This is a genomic window from Pseudoxanthomonas putridarboris, from assembly GCF_038321125.1.
GTDB classification, from domain to species: Bacteria; Pseudomonadota; Gammaproteobacteria; order Xanthomonadales; family Xanthomonadaceae; genus Pseudoxanthomonas_A; species Pseudoxanthomonas_A putridarboris.
Genome location: NZ_JBBWWT010000014.1, coordinates 68,786 through 90,295, shown reverse-complemented (window position 1 = coordinate 90,295; position 21,510 = coordinate 68,786). Strand labels below are relative to the sequence as shown.

Genomic DNA, 21,510 nt, shown 5'->3' with positions numbered 1-21,510 from the left:
ATCGAGCGGTTCTACAACCCGCTGCGGCGGCACTCGACGATCGGTTATGTCAGCCCCATCGAGTTCGAGAAACAGGCGGGACTACATTAGGAGGGTGTCCACGGAACCGGCAGCAGGCCAATCTGGCACTGTAAACCTCGTTCGAGAAGAGAGGCACCCCACGGCGCAGCGCTGATGCCCCCTGCTGACAGGCGTGTTCCCATGTCGATCCAACAGTTCCGACTTCCCCCAAGGTCTCTGCTGCTGGCAGGCAGCTTGGCACTGACAGGCATCGTTGCGTTCAGCATCCACGTGTGGATGTTGGCCGTCGGGGTTCCGGTCCCGCTGTCCCAGCCTCCCGTGTGGGCACGCTGGCTCGATAGCTCGCTAGTCGCCGGCGCCGTACTGGTGTTCCTCAAGCTCGCGCATCTGCGCATCGGCCACCTCGGTGTCCTGACGCGCACGCTCATCGCGGCAGGCATCCTGATGGCCATCCAGGAGACGCTGCGGGCCCGGATCATGTCCGGCGTGGTGACGGCCGCTTGGACAGCCTCGGCACTGGGTCTGGTCCGGTCCCTGGCTTCGTCTGTCGCTGGTAAGTCAGCTGATCGCGCTTCACGGCCTCATGACGGTGCGGCCAAGGGGCTTTGCCGTTTCTGCGAATTCGTGGGCCGCGGCGGCTTCCGATAGGGGGAACGTCCGGTCGATGACTGCCCGAATACGCCCTGTGACGATGGCCTGCAACAGGTTGTTTACGGTTGCCCGAACAGCGGGTCTTTCGAAAAGAGGACCCATGAACACCCCCAAGAGTGTCTGGTTGGACTGCATCGCCGGCCACAGGTCGACGGCCAGGCTGCTGCCGCCCGCATTGCCAACGAAGACGAGACGCCCCTCTATAGCGAGGGCGGAAAGAGAAGCTGGTAGCGTCGTCCCTACCGGATCTATGACGAGGTTGGCGCCGACGCCGTGGGTGATCTGTCGGACGATGTCCACGACGTCACTCGTAGCGCGATCCACGACGTGGTCGGCGCCGAGTTCGATCAACCGGCTTCTTCGCTGGGTTCCGCTTGCCACAGCGATGACAGTGGCGCCGGCTTGCGCAGCAAGCTGAACGGCAGCGAGGCCCACGCCTCCGGCAGCCGCCTGGATGAGAACGGTTTCTCCGGGCAGGAGCCTGCCTCGCGTGAAAAGGCAGTGATGCGCGGTTCCAAAAGAGATCGGTAACACCGCCGCGTCTGCCGCATCCACTCCATCTGGTAGAAGCCATGTTCGGCCCGCAGGCACAGCCCAAAGTTCCGCATGCGATCCCTGCATGTCAAAAGCTGCGACTCTATCCCCGACCGCGCGATCGCGGACGTTCGATCCGACCGCTGCGACCGTGCCCGAGGCAGCGTAGCCGACGACCCAGGAAGGACGAGGTGGTGGTGTCGAACGACGGTTGATCAGATCGCCCCCTTCAATCGAGATCGCCTCGACGGAAATCAGGACGTCGTTGGGTCCAATGGCCGGGCTGGGAATATCGACATACCTCAAGACGCTTGGAGTACCTGCTGCGTCGTAAACCGCTGCTTTCACAACTGCTCCTTTGACGCATCAATGAATCTGGATTGGACTGGCGGACCGCCCCTCCTCAGCAAAAAAGCGGGACGGGAATTTCCCTGTCGCCTGTTATCGGAAACCGCGACCTGCACTCATCGGCGCGTAATGCATATCTGACGACCGGGATAGTCGAAGGTAATCACGCCATTTCTCCAGAGTGGCACACCCAACGTCCCGTCGATCACGCCACCCTCAAAGGCAGGGACGTTCGAGGTCAAACTTACGTCCAATGCCCCGAAGCTCGTCGCCCCGATCCGAACCTCCGGCACGCGGACAACCGTGCCCTGCACCTGTCCGCCAACGCCATGCCCGATTTGTTTCGAAATTCCACCTTGAACCAGAGCCTTTCCCACCTCGCTGCGAACGAAAGAACCCCCGAGCACCAATGCGCTATGCCTGGTGCCGAGATCAACCAGAACCTTCAGGCGAACGGGAGGTTGGTCGTTGGCTGGCCAAAGTTCTATCTCCACGACGGGAACATCATGTACGACTTCCAGCGGGACTGGCGTGGCACATTTCCCGAAGCTCCCGGACGGACCAAACGTTATTTCACGATTGGCGTAGTCGATGCTCACTGCGCCATATTTGAAAGCGGGTGCACCGAGCAACACATCGACAGGAAACTGAGCCGATGATGACAGATGAACAAGCTCCATGGCGTAGCCGGCGACATTTGCAAACGTCAACGGACCCGCCACCAGATTGGCTATTGTTACAGGCAGAAGCTGCTTGGCCTCGGAGCCGGCGCCCGCCGCATCGCCAGTCGAATCGCCCTCCTGGAGGCCGAGCTTCCTGCTGACCTCCCGATCGATGAGAATCGCGCCGGTCCCGCTGTCCAGAACGCCGCTCTGCCTCTGCCCGTTCACTTCCAACTCAAGGCGGACGAGGTTGTCCTGAAGTTCGAATGGAATGGATTGCGGGCCCGATGGCATATGCACGGGCTTATCCGACGCAAGCGAAGAGTCCGCCGGAGTCTGCTGCACGGAAGTATCCTGTGTTTCTTGATTCGCCGGCGCCATTGCGTTTGTCTGAGCACAGACAAATCCGGCTAGAGTGAGCGACACGATTGTCAAGGCTTTGGCAGATGCGCTCGAACTCGATGTGATCATTTGGAAATTTTCCGATATGGACGAAGCAAGTAAGGACCGATCCCGGATGACACGCACGTCATCATGGCTACGGATGTTTTGCTGGGCATCTTCTCGACCTCACGGTAATGGCGTGAAGTGCCCGAGCCTCCCACGCCTTGCGCCACTCAGGGTTCAAAGCCGATATGGGAACAAGATACTCATGGAAGGCCCGGGCCAGTTCAGCTAAGCATTTCGCTCGGATCAGTCCTTGAGGAACTCCAGCAAATCCTGGTTGAGTCGATCCTTGTGCGTGTCGGCCAGGCCGTGCGGCGCGCCCGGGTACACGATCAGCTGCGCGCCCTTGACAAGCGCAGCCGAGGCCTTGCCGGCGGCGTCGATCGGCACGATCTGGTCGTCGTCGCCGTGGATGACCAGCGTCGGCACGTCGAACTTCTTCAGGTCGTCGCGGAAGTCGGTGGCCGAGAACGCGGCGATCGAGTCGTACGTGTTCTTGTGGCCGCCCTGCACGCCCTGCGCCCAGAACGACTGGATCAGGCCGGTATTGGGCTTGGCGCCCGGACGGTTGAAGCCGTAGAACGGGCCGGAAGCGATGTCCAGGTACAGCTGCGAGCGGTTCTCCAGCGAAGCCTTGCGCAGGCCGTCGAAGACTTCCAGCGGCAGGCCGCCCGGGTTGCTCTCGGTCTTCAGCATCAGCGGCGGCACGGCGCTGACCAGCACGGCCTTCTTCACCCGGCCGGTGCCGTGGCGGCCGATGTAGCGGGCCACTTCGCCGCCGCCAGTGGAGAAGCCCACCAGGGTCACGTCCTTCAGGTCCAGCGCATCGATCACGGCGGCCAGGTCGTCGGCGTAGTGGTCCATGTCGTTGCCGTCCCACGGCTGGCTGGAGCGGCCATGGCCGCGGCGGTCGTGGGCGACGACGCGGTAGCCCTGCGAGGCCAGGAAGATCATCTGCGATTCCCAGCTGTCCGAGTTCAGCGGCCAGCCGTGGCTGAAGGTCACGACCGGGCCGTTCCTCGGGCCCCAGTCCTTGTAGTACAGCTGTACGCCATCGGGCGTCGTGATGGTGTTGGCTGCGTGCGTCATGGAGAGTTCCGAAGGTGGTTGGGCAGCGTGGGCGATGGCGCCCGTCTGCAGAGTCATGGATACGGCCAGCAAGCCAGGCACGAAGATGCGGGTCATGGCATTCATGAAGTTGCCTTTCCCTCCGCCGCCTTTTCGGGATTGAAGCCATCGAAGTTGTCGAAGACGCCCATGAAGCCCGGAACTGTTGCCCCGCGTGACCAGTCGCGTTGTAGCTCGCAATACATCTGCACTCGGCTGATGAGCTTGACCCCCGCCTGCTCCATGCGACGCAACGCGGCTTCGTGGGCGGCAAGAGAGGTGCCACCGACCGCATCGACCGGAACATAGACTTCGTAACCCTCTTGAATCGCATCCAGTGCGGGGAAGGTCAGGCAGGCCTCGGTCCAGAGCGCGGTCATGATCAGCTTCCGGCGGCCGATCGCCTTCACTGCCCGCTTGAACTCGATGTCCTCCCAGCTATTGATCGAGGTGCGATCATACGTCGGCAAGTGCCCGAGCACATCCTGCAACTCTTGAATTGGCGGCTTGTTGCGACCGGTTGCGACGTTGACCGTTGAGTGAACGATTGGAAGGTTGTAGTTCACCGCAGCCTTGGCCGTGCTCACGATGTTGAAGACCAATTCCTCACGCGGCATCGATCGAATCGACGAGACCTGGATGGGCTGGTAGTCGATGATGATGAAGGCCGAATTCTCGGGAGTGAGAAGCTGATCTGTTTGGGGATTTCGTATTTCTTCGCTGGCCATTTGGCTTTTCTCTTCCTTCTTGGATTGCTTGTCGTTGGAGGCAGATTGAAAACTCATTGAACTGAAGGGGGAGAGTGGGCATGGCTCAAGTTCCCGCTCCCCGTTCAAGTCAACCTGCGGCAGTCGGCACCGGTGTGTTGAGCAACTGCTGCTCCCACAGATAGGCGATGCCGCTGCCGGCGGCATGCTGCTTGAGAACTTCGGTCAGCTCGGCAGCATGTTCAGTCCGCGCCCAGTCGCGCTGCCATTCGGACGCCAGCGCCAGCCAGGTCATCACATTCGCACCGGCTGCGATCATGCGCTGGATGGCGACCTCGTGAGCCTCGACAGAAGTGCCGCCGGACGCGTCGGTGATCACCGTCACGTCCCAGCCTTCGCCAAGGGCCTGGATCACCGGCATCGCGACGCAGACCTCGGTCCAGAGACCCGCGATGATCAGTTGTTTGCGGCCAGTCGCCTTGACTGCGTCCACCACCTTCCTGTCCTCCCAGGTGTTGATGAAGGTCCGGTCGATCACCTCCTGGCCCGGGAATACATCGGTGATATGGGGGAAGATGAGGCCACCGTGGGCGGCGATTACGCTGGTCAAGATGGTGGATACACCGAATGCCTTGGCGGTCTTCGCCAACGCCGTTGAATTGTTGACCACCGCGTGCGGATCGTGGCTGTTGAGGTTCGCGAGCTGGTAAGGCTGGTGGTCGATCAAAACGAGTACGGAATCTTCGGGACGAAGGAGCGAATCAAGGCCATTACGAAAAGTCATGGATCACCCTCTGTTGCGTTACTGGGAACGGTAGGTGCACGTGCAAGCGCGGCCAACTGGCCTCGGCCCGGCCGGGCAAACCTTGTCACCCCTATCCGTGATCCGGTAGTGTCATTTTTTGCATAACTGCGTCGCGTTATCGGGAACGGCGATTCGGGTGTTTTCGTGTCAGGATGTGTCGCACCACCGGGAACGCCAAGTTGGACATCGAAGAGCTCCGGACATTCGTGGAAGTTGCCGATGCAGGCGGGGTTTCGCCTGCAGCGCTTCGACTCGGCGTAGCCAAGTCGATCGTTAGCCGGCGACTCTTGCGGCTTGAACAGGAATTGGGTGTCCAGCTTCTGGCCCGAACCACGCGGGGCGCAGCCCTGACGGAAGCCGGAGCCACATTTCGGGACTATGCAGCCAGGGTATGCGCCGAAATCGATATGGCCAGGGAAACGATCCTGCCTACCGGCGAGCTTCGTGGCCGCTTGCGAATATCTGCAAACCTTTCTTTTGGTCCAACTCACTTTGCACCCGTAATTGCGGAAATGGCTCGACGCCACCCGCAACTCCACATCCATACCTGCTACAGCGATCACATGGCCGATCTCATCGCTGAAGGCTACGATTGTGCGATACGGCTGGGCTATCTCCCGGACTCAACCCTGCTTGCAAGGCGCGTCGGAACGATCTACGGAACGCTCGTTTCAAGCCCAAGCTATGTCGAGGCGCATGGGTCGCCCGAGACAATCGAAGAACTCCTGACCCATCAAATCCTCATGCAAGGAACTGAAACGTGGCAACTCATGGACGGCGACAGGATCATCGCTATTCACCCACAAGGACGCTTCAAGGCCGATAACAGTATCGCCCTGGTTGCAGCCGCGGCGGCAGGACTCGGAATTGCACGTCTGCCGGATGGCCTGATTCATGAACATCTCGCTTCTGGGGCACTCATCCCCGTCATGAAACGCCATCCAATCCCTCCGGCAGGTGCATATGTTGTCCGCCCGCCAGGACAACACCCTTCACGGAAGATACGGGTTCTTACCGAACTTCTGATCGAGCATTGCGAACAATCCCCTTACTTTGCGAGAGCTTCCTTTGCTTAAGGTTGGCCTGCTACAAGTAAGCGGCCCGACCAAACGAAAGAGTCTTTGGAAGCAAACACTGCCACTGAAGCAGCTATCTTCCTGATGTGACTCAGAAATGCGAGGCCCGGTTCCGAGTCCTCGTGCGTTGCTTTGACCGGGGTCTGACGGCCACCACCACCGCCGAACTGACAGGCATCAGCGTGCGCTCGGTCAACGCCATCTTCCTGCGGATCAGGCAGCGCATGGCTGAAGAATGCGAGCGCCATTCGCCCTTCACCGGCGAGGTCGAAGTCGATGAGTCGTTCTTCGGGCCTTGGCGAGTGCGCGGCAAGCGCGGATATGGCGCCTACAAGAAAACCATCGTCTTCGGCATGCTCGAGCACGAGAGTCGCGTCTATGCCCAGATCGCCCCCAATTGCCGTGCAGCCTCGTTACAGGCCGTGATTCGGGGCCACATCGCCCTGGATAGCACCATCCTCTCCGATTGCCTGTCCGTCGCCTCCCCCAGCGCTGACACAGCGTAAATGGAGAGCATCTGGTAGGCACCGGCGAACGCGTCAGCCGGCAACGGCCGCCGTGTAGTGCGCCGCCAGGAACGCGCGCAGCGAAGCGGGCTTCACCGGCTTGGTCAGCAGCCGGTAGCCATGCTCGCGGGCCTGCTGCTTCAGTTCGTCGCGGCCGTCGGCGGTCAGCAGCGCGCCGGCGATGGGCCCCGGGCTGGCCGCGCGCAAGGCCTCCAGCGTCGCCAGCCCGTCCAGGCGGTCGTGCAGGTGGTAGTCCACCAGCATCACCGCCGGGCCCAGCGCGATCTTCTCCAGCGCCTCGTCCACCGTGGCGGCGGTGATCACGTCCACCTGCCAGCGGCCGAGCAGGGCGCGCATGCCGTCCAGGATCTCGCGGTCGTTGTCCACGCACAGCACGCGCAGCCCGGCCAGCGAATCGGCCGCCAGCGCGGCGCGGCGCGACGAGATGCGCCGTTCGCTGACGGCGGCGGCGCGCGGCACCACGATGGAGAACATGCTGCCGCGGTCCACCGTGCTGCGCGCGTCCAGTTCGTGCCGCAGCAGGCGCGAGATGCGCTGGCAGATCGACAGTCCCAGGCCGAGCCCGCGCTCGCCCCAGTCGAAGGGCTGCTGGAAGCGGTGGAATTCGTCGTAGATCTGCCGCATGTGGTTCTCGGGAATGCCGGGGCCGGTGTCCCAGACCTGCAGCACCACCTGCGCGCTGCGCACGCGCATGCCCAGCACGATGCGGCCCTCGCGCGTGTAGCGCAGCGCGTTGGCCAGGAAGTTCTGCAGCACGCGGCGCAGCAGGCGGCGGTCGCTGCGCACCGGGACGGCGCGCGCGTGCACGCGCAGGTCCAGTCCGCGACCGGCCGCGACCGGCGCGTATTGCGCGGCGAGTTCGCGCAGCAGTTCGCCGGCATCGAAATCGCTGATCTCGGTGCGCAGGCCGCCGGCATCCAGACGCGAAACGTCCAGCAGCCCGTCAAGCAGCTCCTCGGCCGCGCGCAGCGAGGCGTCCACGCGCTCGGTCAGGTGCTTGCGCTCCTGTCCCTGTTCGTCCTGGCCCTGCTCGCTGTCGCGCAGCGCGGACACGAACAGCCGCGCGGCGTTCAGCGGTTGCAGCACGTCGTGGCTGATCGCGGCCAGGAAACGCGTGCGCGACTGCTGCGCGGTCTCCGCCGCCTGGCTGCGCTCGGCCACGCGCTGCTCCAGTGTCTCGTTGGTTTCCAGCAGCAGCGCCTCGGCGCGCTTGAAGTCGGTGATGTCGTTGTAGCTGGTCACGTAGCCGCCGCCCGGCAGCGGCTGGCCGCGCATCTCGATGACCTGGCCGTCCGAGCGCACGCGTTCGAAGATGTGCGGCGAGCCGGCGCGCATGTAGCGGATGCGCTTGTTGATCTGCTCGTCGATGTCGCCGTCGCCCAGTTCGCCGCGCTCGGCGTTGTAGCGGATCAGGTCGGCCACCGGGCGGCCGACGTACAGCATGCCGTCGGGATAGCCGAACATCTGCTGGTAGCGACGGTTCCAGGCCACCAGTCGCATCGCCGGGTCCACCACGCTGACGCCGGCGCTGATGTTCTCCAGCGTGGTGGACAGGATCTCGCGGTTGAAGCGCAGTTCCTGCCCGGCCTGGTCCAGCACCGCCACCACTTCGCCCAGCTCCATGCCCGAGCCGCGCAGCACGCTGGTCAGCACGATGCGCGCGGAGGCCGCGCCGATGGCCGCGGCCAGCAGGCGTTCGGTGAACTGCACCCATACGCGGTCCGCCGGCGCGTTGGGCTGCAGTTCGCGGTCCAGCAACTGCGCATGATCGGCGAAGGCACGGCGGGCGTGGCGTTCCCCCACCACGCGTTCGGCCAGGGTGCGAAGGTCGCCCACGCGCACGCTGCCGGGCCATTCGCCGGCCACCAGCGCCGGGCGCTGCGCGTACGGGTCGAGGAAGGGCGCCGCGCGCAGGCGTTCGTCCACGCCCGGGCGCGACCGCGCCGAGACGATCATCATCGCGCCGGTATTGACCAGCAGCGACCAGAACGTGCCGTGCGTCAGCGTGTCCCAGCCGCTCAGGCCGAACAACTGCTGCGGGCGCAGCCAGGCGATGCCGAAGGGACCTCTGTGCAGCCACTGCGCGTCGAACCAGCCGGCCTGCGTCATCGTCGGCAGCAGCAGCGTGTAGATCCAGGTAGCGAAGCCCAGCAGCATGCCGACTTCCACGCCGCGCCGGCTGGCGCCGCGCCAGTACAGGCCGCCGATCAGCGCGGGCGCGAACTGCGCCACCGCCGCGAACGCCATCAGGCCGTACGAGGCCAGCGTGCTGTCGTTGCTGCTGCTGCGGTAGTAGGTGTATGCGGTCAGCGCCAGCAGCAGGATCGCCAGCCGGCGCACCCACAGCACGCGCGAGGCCACGTCCGCCTCGGCGTGGTGCTCGGCCCAGCCGCGCCGCAGCAGTACCGGCATCACCAGGTCGTTGCTGACCATCGTGGCCAGCGCGATGCTGGCCACGATCACCATGCCGGTGGCGGCGGAGAAACCGCCCACGTAGGCGACCAGCGCCAGTGCGGTGCGGCCCTCGGCCAGCGGCAGCGCCAGCACGAAGCTGTCGTCCGGCACGCCGCTGCCGGTGCCGAACAGCGCCACGCCCGCCGCCGCCACCGGCACGATCATCAGCGAGAACAGCACCAGGTAGCCGCCGAACAGCCAGCGCGCCTTGCGGATGTCGCCCACGTCGCTGCATTCCACCACCGCCACGTGGAACTGGCGTGGCAGGCAGACGATGGCCAGGAACGCCAGCAGCGTCTGCGCGATGAAGCCGATCGGGGGCGCGTTCTGGAACAGCGTGCGCGCCGATTCGGTCACGCGTATCGAATGGCCGCCCAGCCACAGGTAGGCGAACACGCCCACCGAGACCATCGCCAGCAGCTTGACCATCGACTCCAGCGCGATGGCCAGCATCATGCCGTGGTGGTGCTCGGTGGCGTCCACCTGGCGCGTGCCGAACAGCGCGGCGAACAGCGCCATCAGCAGCGCCACGTACAGGGCCGGGTCGGAGAAGAAGCCGTAGGCGCTGTCGCCGCTCTCGCCGCTCAGCACGCTCAGGCTCATCGCCACGGCCTTGTACTGCAGCGCCAGGTACGGCACCACGCCGATCAGCGCGATGACGGTGACCAGCGCCGCCAGTCGCCGCGAACGGCCGTAGCGCGAGGAAATGAAGTCGGCGATGGAAACCGTGTTCTCGCTGCGCGCGATCAGCGCCAGCCGCTCGATGATGCGCCAGCCGAACAGCAGCAGGAACAGCGGGCCCAGGTAGATCGGCAGGTAGCCGATGCCGTTGCGCACCGCGCTGCCGACCGCGCCGTAGAACGTCCACGACGAGCAGTACACCGCCAGCGCCAGGCTGTAGACCACCGGCCGCAGCCACGGGCGGTCCGGATACATCGGGCGCCGGTCGCCCCACCATGCCACGCCGAACAGCAGCACCGCGTAGCTGACGGACACCAACAACAGGATCCAGCTGGAAACCAACGCCCTCTCCCGGCGCTCAACCCGACCCGGAGTGTACTGCGCCGCCGGGTCGCGGGCGTGGGATCAGCGGCCGGCCAGCGCCAGCAGCTGGCGCGCGGCGGTCTCGGCCTGTCCGCGCAGTTCCGGCACGGCGATGCTTTCCCACACGCAGCCGATGCGCAGGCTGCCGATCACGAAGGCGCGGGCATGGCTGGCGCCTTCGGCGTCGACCAGCCGCCCGTCGCGCGCGGCCTTCAGGCCGATGCCGTGCGGGCCGGGCTGGGCCAGGCCCTTGCCCAGCAGGTCGTGCAGCAGCGGGTTGCGCATGGTCTGCGCCCGCAGTTCCACCCCGGTGGCGTTGACCACCGTGTCCACGTCGAACTGTTCCGCGCGGCCGTCGCGCAGACGCGCGGTCACGCGGATGCGGTCGCCGTGCGCCACCACCGTGTCCAGGCGGCCACGGTGCAGCTGCAGTTGCCCGTTCTCCAGCAGCGCCCGCAACTGCGCGTGCACCTGCGGCGCGATGCGGTGGCGGTGCACGTCCCATTGGCGCACCCCATGGCGCAGGAAGCGGCGCTGGTCGCTGATCGACATCGACTGCCACAATGCCTGGCCGTGCGGACGGATCCGTTCCATCACCGCCTGCCACGGCAAACCGGCGGCGACGGCCTGGCGCGCGGCCTCGCGCAGGAAGCGCATGCGTCGGCGCAGGTCCATCGCCAGCAACGGTTCGGGATCGAAGTCGGCCACCGCGTGCGCGGCGTGCGCCAATGGCAGCAGGGCGTGCCGCGACAGCACGTGGATGCGGCCGCGATGGCCGTTGTCGGCCAGGCTAAGCACGGTATCGACCATGCTCAGGCCGGAGCCGACGATGCAGATCTCCTCATTGGCCGGGATCCGCTTCACCGCGGCGAAATCCCAGGCCGCCAGCGAGCGGCTTTCGGGAAGCTGCGGCGCGCCGCGCGCCGGCAACGGCTTGGGCGTGTTGCCCACCGCCAGCACCACGCCCGCGGCCCGCAGCCGGCCATGACCTTCCAGCACCAGCGTGGCGCCATGCTCGTCCAGGTCCATCGAGGCCACGCGATCCTGCACGACGGTCAACGTGGCGGGGCTGGCCGCGATCGCGCGTCGAAGGCGGTCGCGCAGGTAGTCGCCATAGCGCCTGCGCTCGACGTATTGCTGTCCGAGCGTGTCGCGGCCGGGGCCGCCGTCCGGCGTGGTGTCGACGACGAAGTCGAGGAAGTCTTCCGGCGCGTCGTCGAAAGCGCTCATCCGCCTGGCCGGCACGTTGAGCAGGTGCTCGGCGTACGGTGTGGCGTAGGCCACGCCCTGCGCGAGCGTGCCATTCGGCTCGATCAGCACGATCCGCGCAGGCGTGGCGGCGGCGTGCAGTGCGTGGATGGCGGTCAATACGCCGCCGGCGCCGCCGCCGACGATCGCGATGTCGCAGGGTGGCAGGGGCGGGGCCGATGCGGTGTCCTTCATGCCGTCATTGTAGGCGATGCCGTCCGCCGGCCTCGCCGCATCGCGCCATGAGCGACGTGGCGGACGCCTACATCAGCGAATCCGCCAGCCGCGCGATGCCTTCGCGGCTGCGCTGCCAGCCGGGGCGGTTGCGCCAGGTGGCGGCGTCGACATGGTCGGACTGCGCCAGGTAGTCCGCCTCCACCCTGCGGATGCGTGCGACCACGTCGGCGTCGTAGCAGACCAGGCCGATCTCCGCGTTCAATGCGAAGGAACGGATGTCCAGGTTGATCGAACCCACCAGCGCGATGTCGTCGTCCACGGTCAGGTGCTTGGCGTGCAGGAAATGCGGGCGGTACAGCGCGATCCTGACGCCGCAGGCCAGCAGTTCGTCGTAGTAGGACTGTTGCGCCCATGCCGTCAGCAGCTGGTTGTTGGTGGCCGACAGCACCAGTTGCACATCCACGCCGGACAGTGCGGCGATGCGCAGCGCGCTGAGCGTGGCGTCGTCGGGCACGAAATAGGGCGTGGTCAGCACCACCTTGCGCCGCGCCAGATGGATCAGTGCGTTCACCGTGTCGCGCGCGTTCTCGAACGGATACGCGGGCCCGCTGGGCAACAGTTGCGCGGCGACGTCCTGCGCTTGCACGCCGTAGGCGGGCCGCACCTCCAGCCGCTGCCCGGTCTCGATGTACCAGTCGCTGGCGAACACGCCTTCCAGGTGCGAGACCACCGGCCCCCGCACGCGCGCGACCAGTTCGCGATTGGGGAATCCGCGGACGAATTCCGCCGTCGCCAGGTTCTGCGAACCGACGAAGCCCACCGCGTTGTCGATCACCGCGATCTTGCGATGGTTGCGCAGGTCCATCCGTCCGCTGCGCCGCCAGCGCAGGCCGCCCGGCAGCACGTCGTGCACCTGTACGCCGGCGGCGCGCAGCCGGCGCGCATAGGCGCGCAATCCGCGCTTGGCGCCCACGGCATCCAGCAATACGCGGCAGGTCACCCCGCGCTCCGCCGCCGCGCACAGCGCCGCGGTCACGGCATTGCCCACCGCGTCGTCGAACATCAGGTAGTACAGCAGGTGCACCTGCTGTTTCGCGGCGCCGATGTCGTCCAGCAGCGCGCGCAGCGAGGCGTCGTAGTCGTCCAGCAGTTCCACCGCGTTGCCGTGGGTGGGCATGAAGGCGCCCTGGCGTTCGATCAGCGGCGCCATTTCCACCGCGGCGCCATCGGTCGGCGTCCAGCGCAGCGCGCTGAGCGGGCGCTGTTCCTCGCGGATCACTTCCGAGGCCTGCGCCTGCCGCTGCACGCGTTCGCGCGACAGCCAGGGATGACCCAGCAGCAGGTACAGCGGCAGCCCCAGCAGCGGGACGAAGCCGACCAGCAGCAGCCAGCTGCGCGCGGCGGCGGGCGTGGTGCGGCTGGGAATCCACAGCAATGCGGCCAGGCGGATGGCCCAGTCCAGGATCAGGAGCGCGGTGCCGAGGGACCAGTCCATGCGGAAGCGTCAGTCCAGGGAAGCGATGGATCGATTCTGCTGGGTTGGGCGGGTAAAAGAAAACCCGTTCGAGGCGGGTTTCCATGTTGTGGGGTGGCCGATGCGTTCCCCTCTACCCGCGTGCGGGGAGAGGGTGCCGAAGAGCCTGCCCCGTACCCGATACGGGGCGGGTGAGGGGCGACGAAGCCGGGATATTCGGTGGATGAGGCCGTGCCGAAGGGGGCGATGTGGCGTGTCGAGCCTTCATGCGTGCATCGAGAACGATCGCTTCCGGCGGTCGTCGTTGCTCCGGAAACGACAAACCCGCCGAAAGGCGGGTTTGTCTGCAGGCGCTGGACGCCCGCCTGCGCGGGGGCGACGCAATGGCACAGGCATTCGCGCGTGCGCGGATGCGGGAGGCAATAAAGCAACAACCCCGCCGGAGCGGGGTTGTTCTTGAGGCGCTGGACCCCGGCGTTCGCCGGGGTGACGCCATGACACCGGCGAACGCGCGAGCGCGTTCGCGTCATGGCGTCACTTGATCTTGCCTTCCTTGTAGATCACGTGCTTGCGCACGACCGGGTCGTACTTCTTGATTTCCATCTTGCCCGGGGTGTTCTTCTTGTTCTTGTCCGTCGTGTAGAAATGGCCGGTGTTGGCCGAGGAGATCAGACGGATCTTGTCGCGCTTGGATGCCATGTTCGATTGCTCCTCAGATCTTCTCGCCGCGCGCGCGCAGCTCGGCCAGGACGGAGTCGATGCCGTTCTTGTCGATGGTGCGCAGCGCGTGCGCGGAAACTTTCAGCTTGACCCAGCGGTTTTCGCTGGCGACCCAGAAACGGCGCTCGTGCAGGTTGGGCAGGAAACGACGACGGGTCTTGTTGTTGGCGTGCGAGACGTTGTTGCCGGTCTGCACGCGCTTGCCGGTCACTTGGCATACGCGGGACATTACGCACCTCGAAGGTAATTGTGGCTTCCCTTGGCCAGGGAGGCGGCGGCCCCACCGCGGTGGCGGTGCGCGAAACGGGAGGAAATCCGCTGTCGGCGGCGGGCCGGAATCGCGCTTCCGGGGCCCGCCCGGTCGTGGCCTGAAGGCCGACCGGACACAGCGAGCCGCGTATTATGCCGGCGTTCTCCTTGTGCCGCAAGCACTTAGGGAGGCATTGTAGGAGGGGCTTTAGCCCCGACCTGATTCCAGCCGGTGGCGAGGTCGCTTGGGCGTGGTCCGTGCGGTCGGGGCTAAAGCCCCTCCTACAGAGCCTCAGGGCGCCGCCTTTGCCTGAGTGGCTGGGGCCGCCTGGCTGGCGGCGATGAAGGCGCGGATCTGGCTTTCCAGCACGGGCAGGGTCACCGAGCCCTGCTTCAGCACGGCGTCGTGGAAGGCCTTGATGTCGAACTTCGGCCCCAGCGCCTGCTCGGCCTCGCCGCGCAGGCGGACGATGGCGATCTCGCCCAGCTTGTAGCTCAGGGCCTGCGCCGGCCAGGAGATGTAGCGGTCCACCTCGGTGGTGACCTCGTGCTCGGACAGGGCGGTGTGGTCGCGCAGGTAGGCCAGCGCCTGCTCGCGGCTCCAGCCCTTGTGGTGCACGCCGGTGTCGATGACCAGCCGGCTGGCGCGCCACATTTCGTAGGTCAGGCGGCCGAAGTCCTCGTAGGGCGTCTCGTAGATGCCCATCTCCTTGCCCAGTTTCTCGGTGTACAGCGCCCAGCCCTCGCCGTAGGCCGAGATGTAGTTCTCGCGGCGGAACGCCGGCTGTTCGCCCTGTTCCTGCGCCAGCGCGGCCTGTAGCGAATGGCCGGGCGAGGACTCGTGCAGGGTCAGCGCCGGCAGGTTGTACAGCGGCCGCGAGGGCAGGTCGTAGGTGTTCAGCCAGTAGGTGCCCAGGCCGCCGCGGCCGGCGGTCCAGAACGGCGCGATGTCGGCGGGCACCTCGACGATGGTGAAGCGGCCGCGCGGCAGCGTGCCGATGTACTTGCCCACTTCGCCGTCCACCCGCTTGGAGATCCACGCGGCGCGGTCCAGCAGTTGCTGTGGCGTCCTGGCGTAGAACTGCGGATCGGTGCGCAGGAATTTCAGGAAGTCGGCGAAGCTTCCCTTGAAACCGGTCTGCTCGATGACCTCCTGCATCTCGGCGCGGATGCGCGCCACTTCCTTCAGGCCGATCTGGTGGATCTCCTCCGCGCTCAGGTCCAGCGTGGTGTATTCGCGGATCTGCTGGGCGTAGAACGCCTTGCCGCCCGGCATGGCTTCGGCGGCCAGCGTGGTGCGCGCCTGCGGCACGTATTCGTTGCGGAAGAACGTCAGCAAGGTGCCGAACGCCGGCACCACCTGCTCGCGGATCGCGGCGCGCACTTCGTCGCGCAAGGCGTCCTGCTCGGCGGCGGGAATGCCGGCCGGCATCTTCTGGTACGGCGCGTAGAAGGTGGACTTCTCCGGGTCCTTCAGTTCGGCCACGTTGGCGATCGACACGTCGCGGCCGTCCAGCACCGCGCGCGGCACGCTGAAGCCGCGCGCCAGGCCGGCGCGCATGTTGGCGATCTGCTGGTCGAAGTAGCGCGGCACGTCGCGCAGGCGCGCGGCGTAGGCGCGGTAGTCGTCGGCGTTCTTCATCGGCCGGCGCGCCATGAACGACAGGTTGGACCAGAACGAGGAATCCGAATTGAACGGCATCTCGTAGGCGCGCAGGCGCACTTCGTCGGCCAGGTTCTCCACCTGCGGGCGGTAGATGGCCAGGTTGATGCGGTTTTCCGGCGACAGCTTTTCCGCGTCGATGGCGTCCAGGTCCTTGAGCACCTGTTCCCACACCTTCAGCCGGGCCTGCTGGGCCTCGGGGCCGACATCGGGCAGGCGCTTCTTGCCGCCGGTGGCGTCGCTGTCCTCGTCGGCCTGGCCGGTCTGTTCCTGCCGCCACTTCCATTCCTTCTCGTACAGCGCCTGGAAGCGCCGATCGGCGTCGGACGGCGCGAAGGCGATCGCCTGCAACGGCAGGCAGGCAAGCAGCAGGGCGGCGGTGCGGAGTTTCAAGGCGGACATCCGGTGGAAGCGAAAACCGGATGGTAGTACAGCCACGGTCCGGCGACTGTGCCGGAAGCTGGGGTTGCGGGACCGGCGACCCGGGTGCCGTGGGGCGTCCTGTAGGAGCGGCTTCAGCCGCGACCGCACGGCGCAAAGAAGCTTCAATGCGGATCGACATGGATCGCACGGATAAAGCCTGGGGCCTTATCCGCGTCCATTCGCGCGAACCCATGGCTCGGATTATTGCGGTCGGGGCTGAAGCCCCTCCTACAGAGGGAGGCGGGGCGTCAGGCCTTGGGGCGCAGGCGTTCGAGCACGCCGTCCAGGGTGTCCAGGTCGCTGTAGTGGATGATCAGCTTGCCCTTGCCGCCGCGGCCGTGGGCGATGGCGACCTTGGTGCCCAGGTTCTCGGACAGTTCGGTCTCCAGCGAGACGATGTCGGGCTGCGCCGCGGTCTTGCCGGGCTTGGCCTTCCTGCCGGTGACCGGCACCTTGCCGGCGGCGAACTGCTGGGCGCGGTGCTCCACTTCGCGCACCGACCAGCCCTGGTCGGCGGCGTCGGACGCCAGCTTGCTGGCCAGTTCGGGCGACAGCGTCAGCAGCGCGCGCGCGTGGCCCATTTCCAGCCGGCGCGCTTCCAGCAGCGCGCGGATCGCCGGCGGCAGTTCCAGCAGGCGCAGCAGGTTGGACACGGCGGCGCGCGAACGGCCCACCGCTTCGGCGGCCTCGGCGTGGGTCAGCGAGAATTCGTTGATCAGGCGTTGCAGCGACTGCGCCTCTTCCAGCGGGTTGAGGTCTTCGCGCTGGATGTTCTCGATCAGCGCCATCGCGATGACGGTGCGGTCGTCCAGGTCGCGCACGACCACCGGCACTTCGGCCAGGCCGGCTTCCTGCGAGGCGCGCCAGCGGCGTTCGCCGGCGACGATCTCGAACTTGCCCGGCGACAGCTCGCGCACGACGATCGGCTGGATGACGCCCTGCGCCTTGATCGACTCGGCCAGTTCGGTCAGCTTGGCCGGGTCCATCGCGGTGCGCGGCTGGTACTTGCCCGGTTGCAGGTGCTGCACCGGCAGCGTGCGCAGGGTTTCGCCCGGCTGGGCTTCCGGCGGCGGCGTCTCGGCGGCCTTCGGGCCCAGCAGGGCTTCCAGTCCGCGACCCAGGCCGCGCTTCTTGGGGGCGCTCATCAAGCGTGCTCCGTCTGCTTCTGTTGCTTCTTGCGGTCGGCCTGGCGGCGCAGGATCTCGCCGGCCAGGCCCAGGTAGGCGACGCCGCCGCGCGAGGCGCGGTCGTAGCCGACGATGCTCTGGCCGTGGCTGGGCGCTTCGGCCACGCGCACGTTGCGCGGCACGATGGTGCGGAACACCTTGTCGCCGAAGTGCGTGGTCAGCTCGGCCGACACCGCGTTGGCCAGGTTGTTGCGGATGTCGAACATGGTGCGCAGCACGCCTTCGATCTCCAGGCCCGGGTTCAGCCGCGCGCGCAGCGCCTCGATGGTTTCCATCAGCGCGGACAGGCCTTCCAGCGCGTAGTACTCGCACTGCATCGGCACCAGCACGGAATCGGCGGCGGTCAACGCGTTGAGCGTCAGCAGCGACAGCGCCGGCGGGCAGTCGACGATGATGAAGTCGTAGTCGCCGCGCAGCGGTTCCAGCGCGGTCTTCAGGCGCTGCTCGCGGGCGTCCGATTCCATCAACTGGATCTCGGCGGCGGTCAGGTCGATGTTGCCCGGCATCAGGTCGAAGCCCTCGGGCGTGGTGACCACCGCCGCCTTGGCGTCCACCTCGCCCAGCAGCACGTCGCAGGTGGAGGCTTCCACCTCGCGCTTGTCCACGCCGCTGCCCATGGTGGCGTTGCCCTGCGCGTCCAGGTCCACCAGCAGCACGCGCTGCGGGGCGCGGGCGAGCGCGGCGGCCAGATTGACCGCGGTGGTGGTCTTGCCGACCCCGCCTTTCTGGTTGGCGACGGCGATGATGCGGGCCATGCGATGGGCGCCTTTGGGAACCTAGGTGGGTGGGGGATTATGCGGGCTTGGGGCCGGCTCTGCGAAATCGCGATGCCGCCGGCATTCCCTGGCGGTCGTCATATGGGCAGGGATCGTGCCGGAAAACCGCGTCGCGGGTCAGGCTTTTCAATGGCTTATGCGATCGCGCACCGCGCCGGTGCGTCAGGGGTCGCGGCGCACGACGACCATGTGGCGCTCGCCGACCAGTCCGGGCACGGACAGCGGGTGCAGCGCGTCGAGCGACCAGCCGGCGGGCAGCGCGGCGATCTCCTCGTCCGGGCGCACGCCTTTCATCGCCAGCAACCGCCCGCCGGGCTTCAGAAGGTGGCCGCCCACCTCGATGATGCCGGCCAGCACGTCCAGGGCGCGTGCGGTGAGGGCGTCGTAGGCCATCGGTTCGTCCAGCGCTTCGGCACGGGACTCGGCCACGCGGGCGTTGTCCAGGCCCAGGGTGCGCACGGCTTCGCGCAGGAAGCGCGCCTTCTTGCCGTTGCTTTCCACCAGCGTCACCCGCAAGCCGGGCTTGGCGATGGCCAGTGGAATGCCCGGCAGGCCGGGGCCGGTGCCCAGGTCGGCGAGCGCGCCGCCGCGCGCGGCGATGCCGTCGACGAACGGGTGCATCGCCAGCGAGTCCAGCAGGTGCCGCGTGACCATCTCGCGCGGGTCGCGGATGGCGGTCAGGTTGTAGGTGCGGTTCCAGCGGTCCAGCAGGGCCAGGTAGGCCAGCAGGGGCGGCGCCAGCGCGTCGGCGTCCAGGCCCAGCGTGGCGAGGCCGCGCCGCAGATCGTCGCGCAGGCCGGCGGGGAAGGCGGTGTCGTTCATCGCGGCATTATCGCAGGCCGCCCGAGCGCCCGTTCAGCGCGGATGCCACGCCAGCGCGGCGTGGTAGCCGGGCCGGGGTTGCCAGTCGTGCAGGCGCCAGTCCTGCGCGCGACCCAGGCTGGCATCGCATTCGGCCAGCCGCAGGCGCGGGCCGTCGGGCACGAACCGCAGCCGGTGCAGGCCGAACGATAGGCCCTGCCCGTGCGCCTTCAGCACGGCTTCCTTCGCGCACCACAGGCGGAAGAACGCATCGTCGCGCGCGCTGTCCTCCTGCGATTGCAGCCATTGGGTTTCCTCAGGATGGAAGAAACGCCGGGCGACTTCCATCGCGCGCGGGCGCGGACGCAGGCGTTCCACGTCCACGCCCAGCTCGATGCCTTCGCCCAGCGCCACCAGCAGGGCCTCGCCGCTGTGGCTCCAGCCGGTTTCCAGGTGCCGTAGCGGTTCGATGAAGTGCGGGCGGCCCTGGGCGTCGCGCACGATGGGCAGCGTGTGGGGTGGCTGGCCCAATGCCTGCGACAGGATCAGCCGCGCGCCCGGTTCGCCGCGCTGGCGCGGCGTGTGCGGCAACAGCCACACCGCGATGCCGTCGTGCCGCCAGTCGGCCCGCGCATCGCGCCAGTTCATGCCCGATCGCCGGGCATTGGTGCATCACGGCGTGCATGGGCACCGCCTTGGCGGTATGAAGGGCACGGCACGGAGGCGGCCCCCACGTGAATTAACGGCGGTTTCACGCCGGTAGTTGATGATTCAAGCGTGCCCCGCAGCATGGGGTCCTGTCCATTAAGGAGAAGCGACGAATGCATTTTCTCATCTATCTGATCGTGGGTGGCATCGCGGGTTGGCTGGCCAGCATCGTGATGAAGCGTGACGGGTCGCAGGGCATCATCCTGAACGTCGTGGTCGGCATCATCGGCGGGTTCCTCGGTGGCTGGCTGCTGCCGAGGCTGGGCCTCGGCCTGGGCGGCGACTGGGTCGGTTACCTGATCACCGCGTTCATCGGTGCGGTGGTCCTGCTGCTCATCGTGAATCTGTTCACCCGGGGCAAGGCGAGGTAACGGTTCCGCTGCGGCCGCGTGCGCGTTCGAGACGCACCCAAGGCCCGTGGCAAGGCAAAGGCCCGGCGAACGCCGGGCCTTTGTACGTCCGGGTTGTAGGAGGGGCTTCAGCCCCGACCGCAAACCCGCAAAAAGCGTGAGACACGGATCAGAAGCCTCTTCATCCGCCTTGATCCGCGTCGAAAAGCTGTTGATTCTTCCGGTCGGGGCTGAAGCCCCTCCTACAGCTAGCCGCCCAGCCGCACCCACGCCGGCGCATGGTCGCTGGGGCGTTCCCATGTGCGCGGTGCGCGGTCGATGCCGGCGTCGGCGGCATCGCCGCGCAGCGCGTCGGACACCAGGGTCAGGTCGATGCGCAGGCCCAGGTTGCGGCGCAGCCCACCCATCCGGTAGTCCCACCAGCTGAAGATGCCGGCTTCGTCGTTGTGCAGGCGGAAGGCGTCGTGCAGGCCCAGCGCGTACAGGCGCTTCAGCGCCTCGCGCTCCGCCGTGGAGGTGAGGATGTGGTCCTCGTTCCACACCTTGGGGTCGAACACGTCGCGCTCGTCCGGCGCGATGTTGAAATCGCCCATCACCACCAGTTTCGGGTGCGCCTGCAACTCGGCGGCGATCCAGGCGTGCACGGCATCCAGCCAGCGCAGCTTGTAGGCGTACTTGTCGGTGCCCACGTCCTGCCCGTTGACCACGTACAGGTTGACGATGCGCACGTCGCCCACGGTGGCGGCGATGACGCGCTTCTGCTCGTCCTCGAAACCGGGAATGCCCACCTGCACGTCCGCCACCGGTTCGCGCGCCAGGATCGCTACGCCGTTGTAGGTCTTCTGCCCGGCGAACACGCTGCGATAGCCCAGTTCCGCCAGCGCGGTATCGGGAAAGCGATGGTCCTCCAGCTTGGTTTCCTGCAGGCCCACCACGTCCGGCGCGAATGCGCCCAGCCACTGTTGCAGGTGCGGCAGGCGCACGTTGAGCGAGTTGACGTTCCAGCTGGCGATCTTCATGGCGCGATTCTAGAGCAACTGGCGCAGCGCCAAGCCAAGCAGTCCCGTGAACAGGCCCACGCCGATGCCGGTCATCGCCCCGATCAGTGAGGCCCCAAGCGTGCGGGTGGCCAAGCCGATGACCAGCGCGCCCAGCGGTACCAGCAGCAGCGCGCCCAGCCCCAGGATGAGGAAGCCCACCATTGCTGCCGGACCCGCCGGCGGGTAGCGCAGGCCGAGCAGCAGCGCTACCGCCGGGACAGGCAGCAGCCAGCACCAGAACGCCAGGCGGCGCAGATCGTCGCGGATGCGATCTTCGTCGTCCATGCAGGCATCCCCTGTCCTTGTGGCGA

At 66.7% G+C, this 21,510-nt stretch carries 20 protein-coding genes and 1 pseudogene; 4 read left to right on the top strand and 17 right to left on the bottom strand.

What is annotated here, in order from left to right:
* Nucleotides 1-201: 201 nt before the first annotated feature.
* Nucleotides 202-669: a hypothetical protein gene (locus AAD027_RS18460; protein WP_341727504.1), complete on the top strand. Its 468-nt coding sequence runs from the start codon at nucleotides 202-204 to the stop codon at nucleotides 667-669.
* On the opposite strand, the gene AAD027_RS18455 is transcribed toward AAD027_RS18460, so the two are convergent.
* The 5 genes from AAD027_RS18455 to AAD027_RS18435 all read right to left on the bottom strand — a co-directional run bounded on the left by AAD027_RS18455 (nucleotide 595) and on the right by AAD027_RS18435 (nucleotide 5,261).
* Nucleotides 595-1,512: a quinone oxidoreductase family protein gene (locus AAD027_RS18455; RefSeq protein ID WP_341727503.1), complete on the bottom strand. Its 918-nt coding sequence runs from the start codon at nucleotides 1,510-1,512 to the stop codon at nucleotides 595-597. The genes AAD027_RS18460 and AAD027_RS18455 overlap by 75 nt on opposite strands.
* Nucleotides 1,513-1,670: 158 nt before the next feature.
* A complete protein-coding gene (locus AAD027_RS18450; RefSeq protein WP_341727502.1) occupies nucleotides 1,671-2,561 on the bottom strand; it encodes a retropepsin-like aspartic protease in 891 nt (296 codons plus the stop codon).
* 348 nt (nucleotides 2,562-2,909) lie between these two features.
* Complete coding sequence (locus AAD027_RS18445) at nucleotides 2,910-3,857, bottom strand: alpha/beta fold hydrolase (RefSeq protein WP_341727501.1); 948 nt, start codon at nucleotides 3,855-3,857, stop codon at nucleotides 2,910-2,912.
* Nucleotides 3,854-4,555 (bottom strand): hydrolase, encoded by a 702-nt coding sequence (locus AAD027_RS18440; protein WP_341727500.1) that lies wholly within the window; start codon nucleotides 4,553-4,555, stop codon nucleotides 3,854-3,856. Before AAD027_RS18440 ends, AAD027_RS18445 begins: the two co-directional genes overlap by 4 nt.
* Nucleotides 4,556-4,607: 52 nt before the next feature.
* Nucleotides 4,608-5,261, bottom strand: coding sequence for a hydrolase (locus AAD027_RS18435; RefSeq protein WP_341727499.1), 654 nt, complete (start codon nucleotides 5,259-5,261; stop codon nucleotides 4,608-4,610).
* Between the two features lie 200 nt (nucleotides 5,262-5,461).
* Here AAD027_RS18435 and AAD027_RS18430 point away from each other — a divergent pair, with 200 nt between their 5' ends.
* A complete protein-coding gene (locus AAD027_RS18430; protein WP_341727498.1) occupies nucleotides 5,462-6,358 on the top strand; it encodes a LysR family transcriptional regulator in 897 nt (298 codons plus the stop codon).
* Between the two features lie 86 nt (nucleotides 6,359-6,444).
* A pseudogene (locus AAD027_RS18425) lies at nucleotides 6,445-6,825 on the top strand (transposase); the annotation flags it as partial.
* A 72-nt stretch (nucleotides 6,826-6,897) separates the two neighbouring features.
* Here AAD027_RS18425 and AAD027_RS18420 read toward each other — a convergent pair.
* The 10 genes from AAD027_RS18420 to AAD027_RS18375 all read right to left on the bottom strand — a co-directional run bounded on the left by AAD027_RS18420 (nucleotide 6,898) and on the right by AAD027_RS18375 (nucleotide 19,749).
* Entirely contained in the window at nucleotides 6,898-10,362 is a 3,465-nt protein-coding gene (locus AAD027_RS18420; protein ID WP_341727497.1) for a hybrid sensor histidine kinase/response regulator, read from the bottom strand.
* A gap of 63 nt (nucleotides 10,363-10,425) precedes the next feature.
* Nucleotides 10,426-11,826, bottom strand: a complete 1,401-nt coding sequence (locus AAD027_RS18415; protein ID WP_341727496.1) for an FAD/NAD(P)-binding protein — start codon at nucleotides 11,824-11,826, stop codon at nucleotides 10,426-10,428.
* 67 nt (nucleotides 11,827-11,893) lie between these two features.
* On the bottom strand, nucleotides 11,894-13,303 hold the full coding sequence (cls, locus tag AAD027_RS18410) for a cardiolipin synthase (protein ID WP_341727495.1): 1,410 nt from the start codon (nucleotides 13,301-13,303) through the stop codon (nucleotides 11,894-11,896).
* Between the two features lie 513 nt (nucleotides 13,304-13,816).
* Nucleotides 13,817-13,981, bottom strand: a complete 165-nt coding sequence (gene rpmG / locus AAD027_RS18405; RefSeq protein ID WP_027070918.1) for a 50S ribosomal protein L33 — start codon at nucleotides 13,979-13,981, stop codon at nucleotides 13,817-13,819.
* 13 nt (nucleotides 13,982-13,994) lie between these two features.
* A complete protein-coding gene (gene rpmB, locus AAD027_RS18400; protein ID WP_341727494.1) occupies nucleotides 13,995-14,231 on the bottom strand; it encodes a 50S ribosomal protein L28 in 237 nt (78 codons plus the stop codon).
* Between the two features lie 312 nt (nucleotides 14,232-14,543).
* Nucleotides 14,544-16,316, bottom strand: a complete 1,773-nt coding sequence (locus tag AAD027_RS18395) for a DUF885 domain-containing protein (RefSeq protein WP_425605492.1) — start codon at nucleotides 16,314-16,316, stop codon at nucleotides 14,544-14,546.
* 269 nt (nucleotides 16,317-16,585) lie between these two features.
* Complete coding sequence (locus tag AAD027_RS18390) at nucleotides 16,586-17,482, bottom strand: ParB/RepB/Spo0J family partition protein (protein WP_341727492.1); 897 nt, start codon at nucleotides 17,480-17,482, stop codon at nucleotides 16,586-16,588.
* Complete coding sequence (locus tag AAD027_RS18385; protein ID WP_341727491.1) at nucleotides 17,482-18,279, bottom strand: ParA family protein; 798 nt, start codon at nucleotides 18,277-18,279, stop codon at nucleotides 17,482-17,484. Before AAD027_RS18385 ends, AAD027_RS18390 begins: the two co-directional genes overlap by 1 nt.
* Nucleotides 18,280-18,462: 183 nt before the next feature.
* Nucleotides 18,463-19,122, bottom strand: a complete 660-nt coding sequence (gene rsmG, locus AAD027_RS18380) for a 16S rRNA (guanine(527)-N(7))-methyltransferase RsmG (protein ID WP_341727490.1) — start codon at nucleotides 19,120-19,122, stop codon at nucleotides 18,463-18,465.
* A gap of 33 nt (nucleotides 19,123-19,155) precedes the next feature.
* Entirely contained in the window at nucleotides 19,156-19,749 is a 594-nt protein-coding gene (locus tag AAD027_RS18375; protein ID WP_341727489.1) for a 4'-phosphopantetheinyl transferase family protein, read from the bottom strand.
* A 173-nt stretch (nucleotides 19,750-19,922) separates the two neighbouring features.
* Here AAD027_RS18375 and AAD027_RS18370 point away from each other — a divergent pair, with 173 nt between their 5' ends.
* Complete coding sequence (locus AAD027_RS18370) at nucleotides 19,923-20,180, top strand: GlsB/YeaQ/YmgE family stress response membrane protein (RefSeq protein ID WP_341727488.1); 258 nt, start codon at nucleotides 19,923-19,925, stop codon at nucleotides 20,178-20,180.
* A gap of 227 nt (nucleotides 20,181-20,407) precedes the next feature.
* On the opposite strand, the gene xth is transcribed toward AAD027_RS18370, so the two are convergent.
* The gene (gene xth / locus AAD027_RS18365; RefSeq protein WP_341727487.1) at nucleotides 20,408-21,178 is read right to left on the bottom strand and encodes an exodeoxyribonuclease III; all 771 of its coding nucleotides are present in this window, start codon (nucleotides 21,176-21,178) and stop codon (nucleotides 20,408-20,410) included.
* A 9-nt stretch (nucleotides 21,179-21,187) separates the two neighbouring features.
* On the bottom strand, nucleotides 21,188-21,484 hold the full coding sequence (locus AAD027_RS18360; RefSeq protein WP_341727486.1) for a hypothetical protein: 297 nt from the start codon (nucleotides 21,482-21,484) through the stop codon (nucleotides 21,188-21,190).
* Nucleotides 21,485-21,510: the final 26 nt, after the last annotated feature.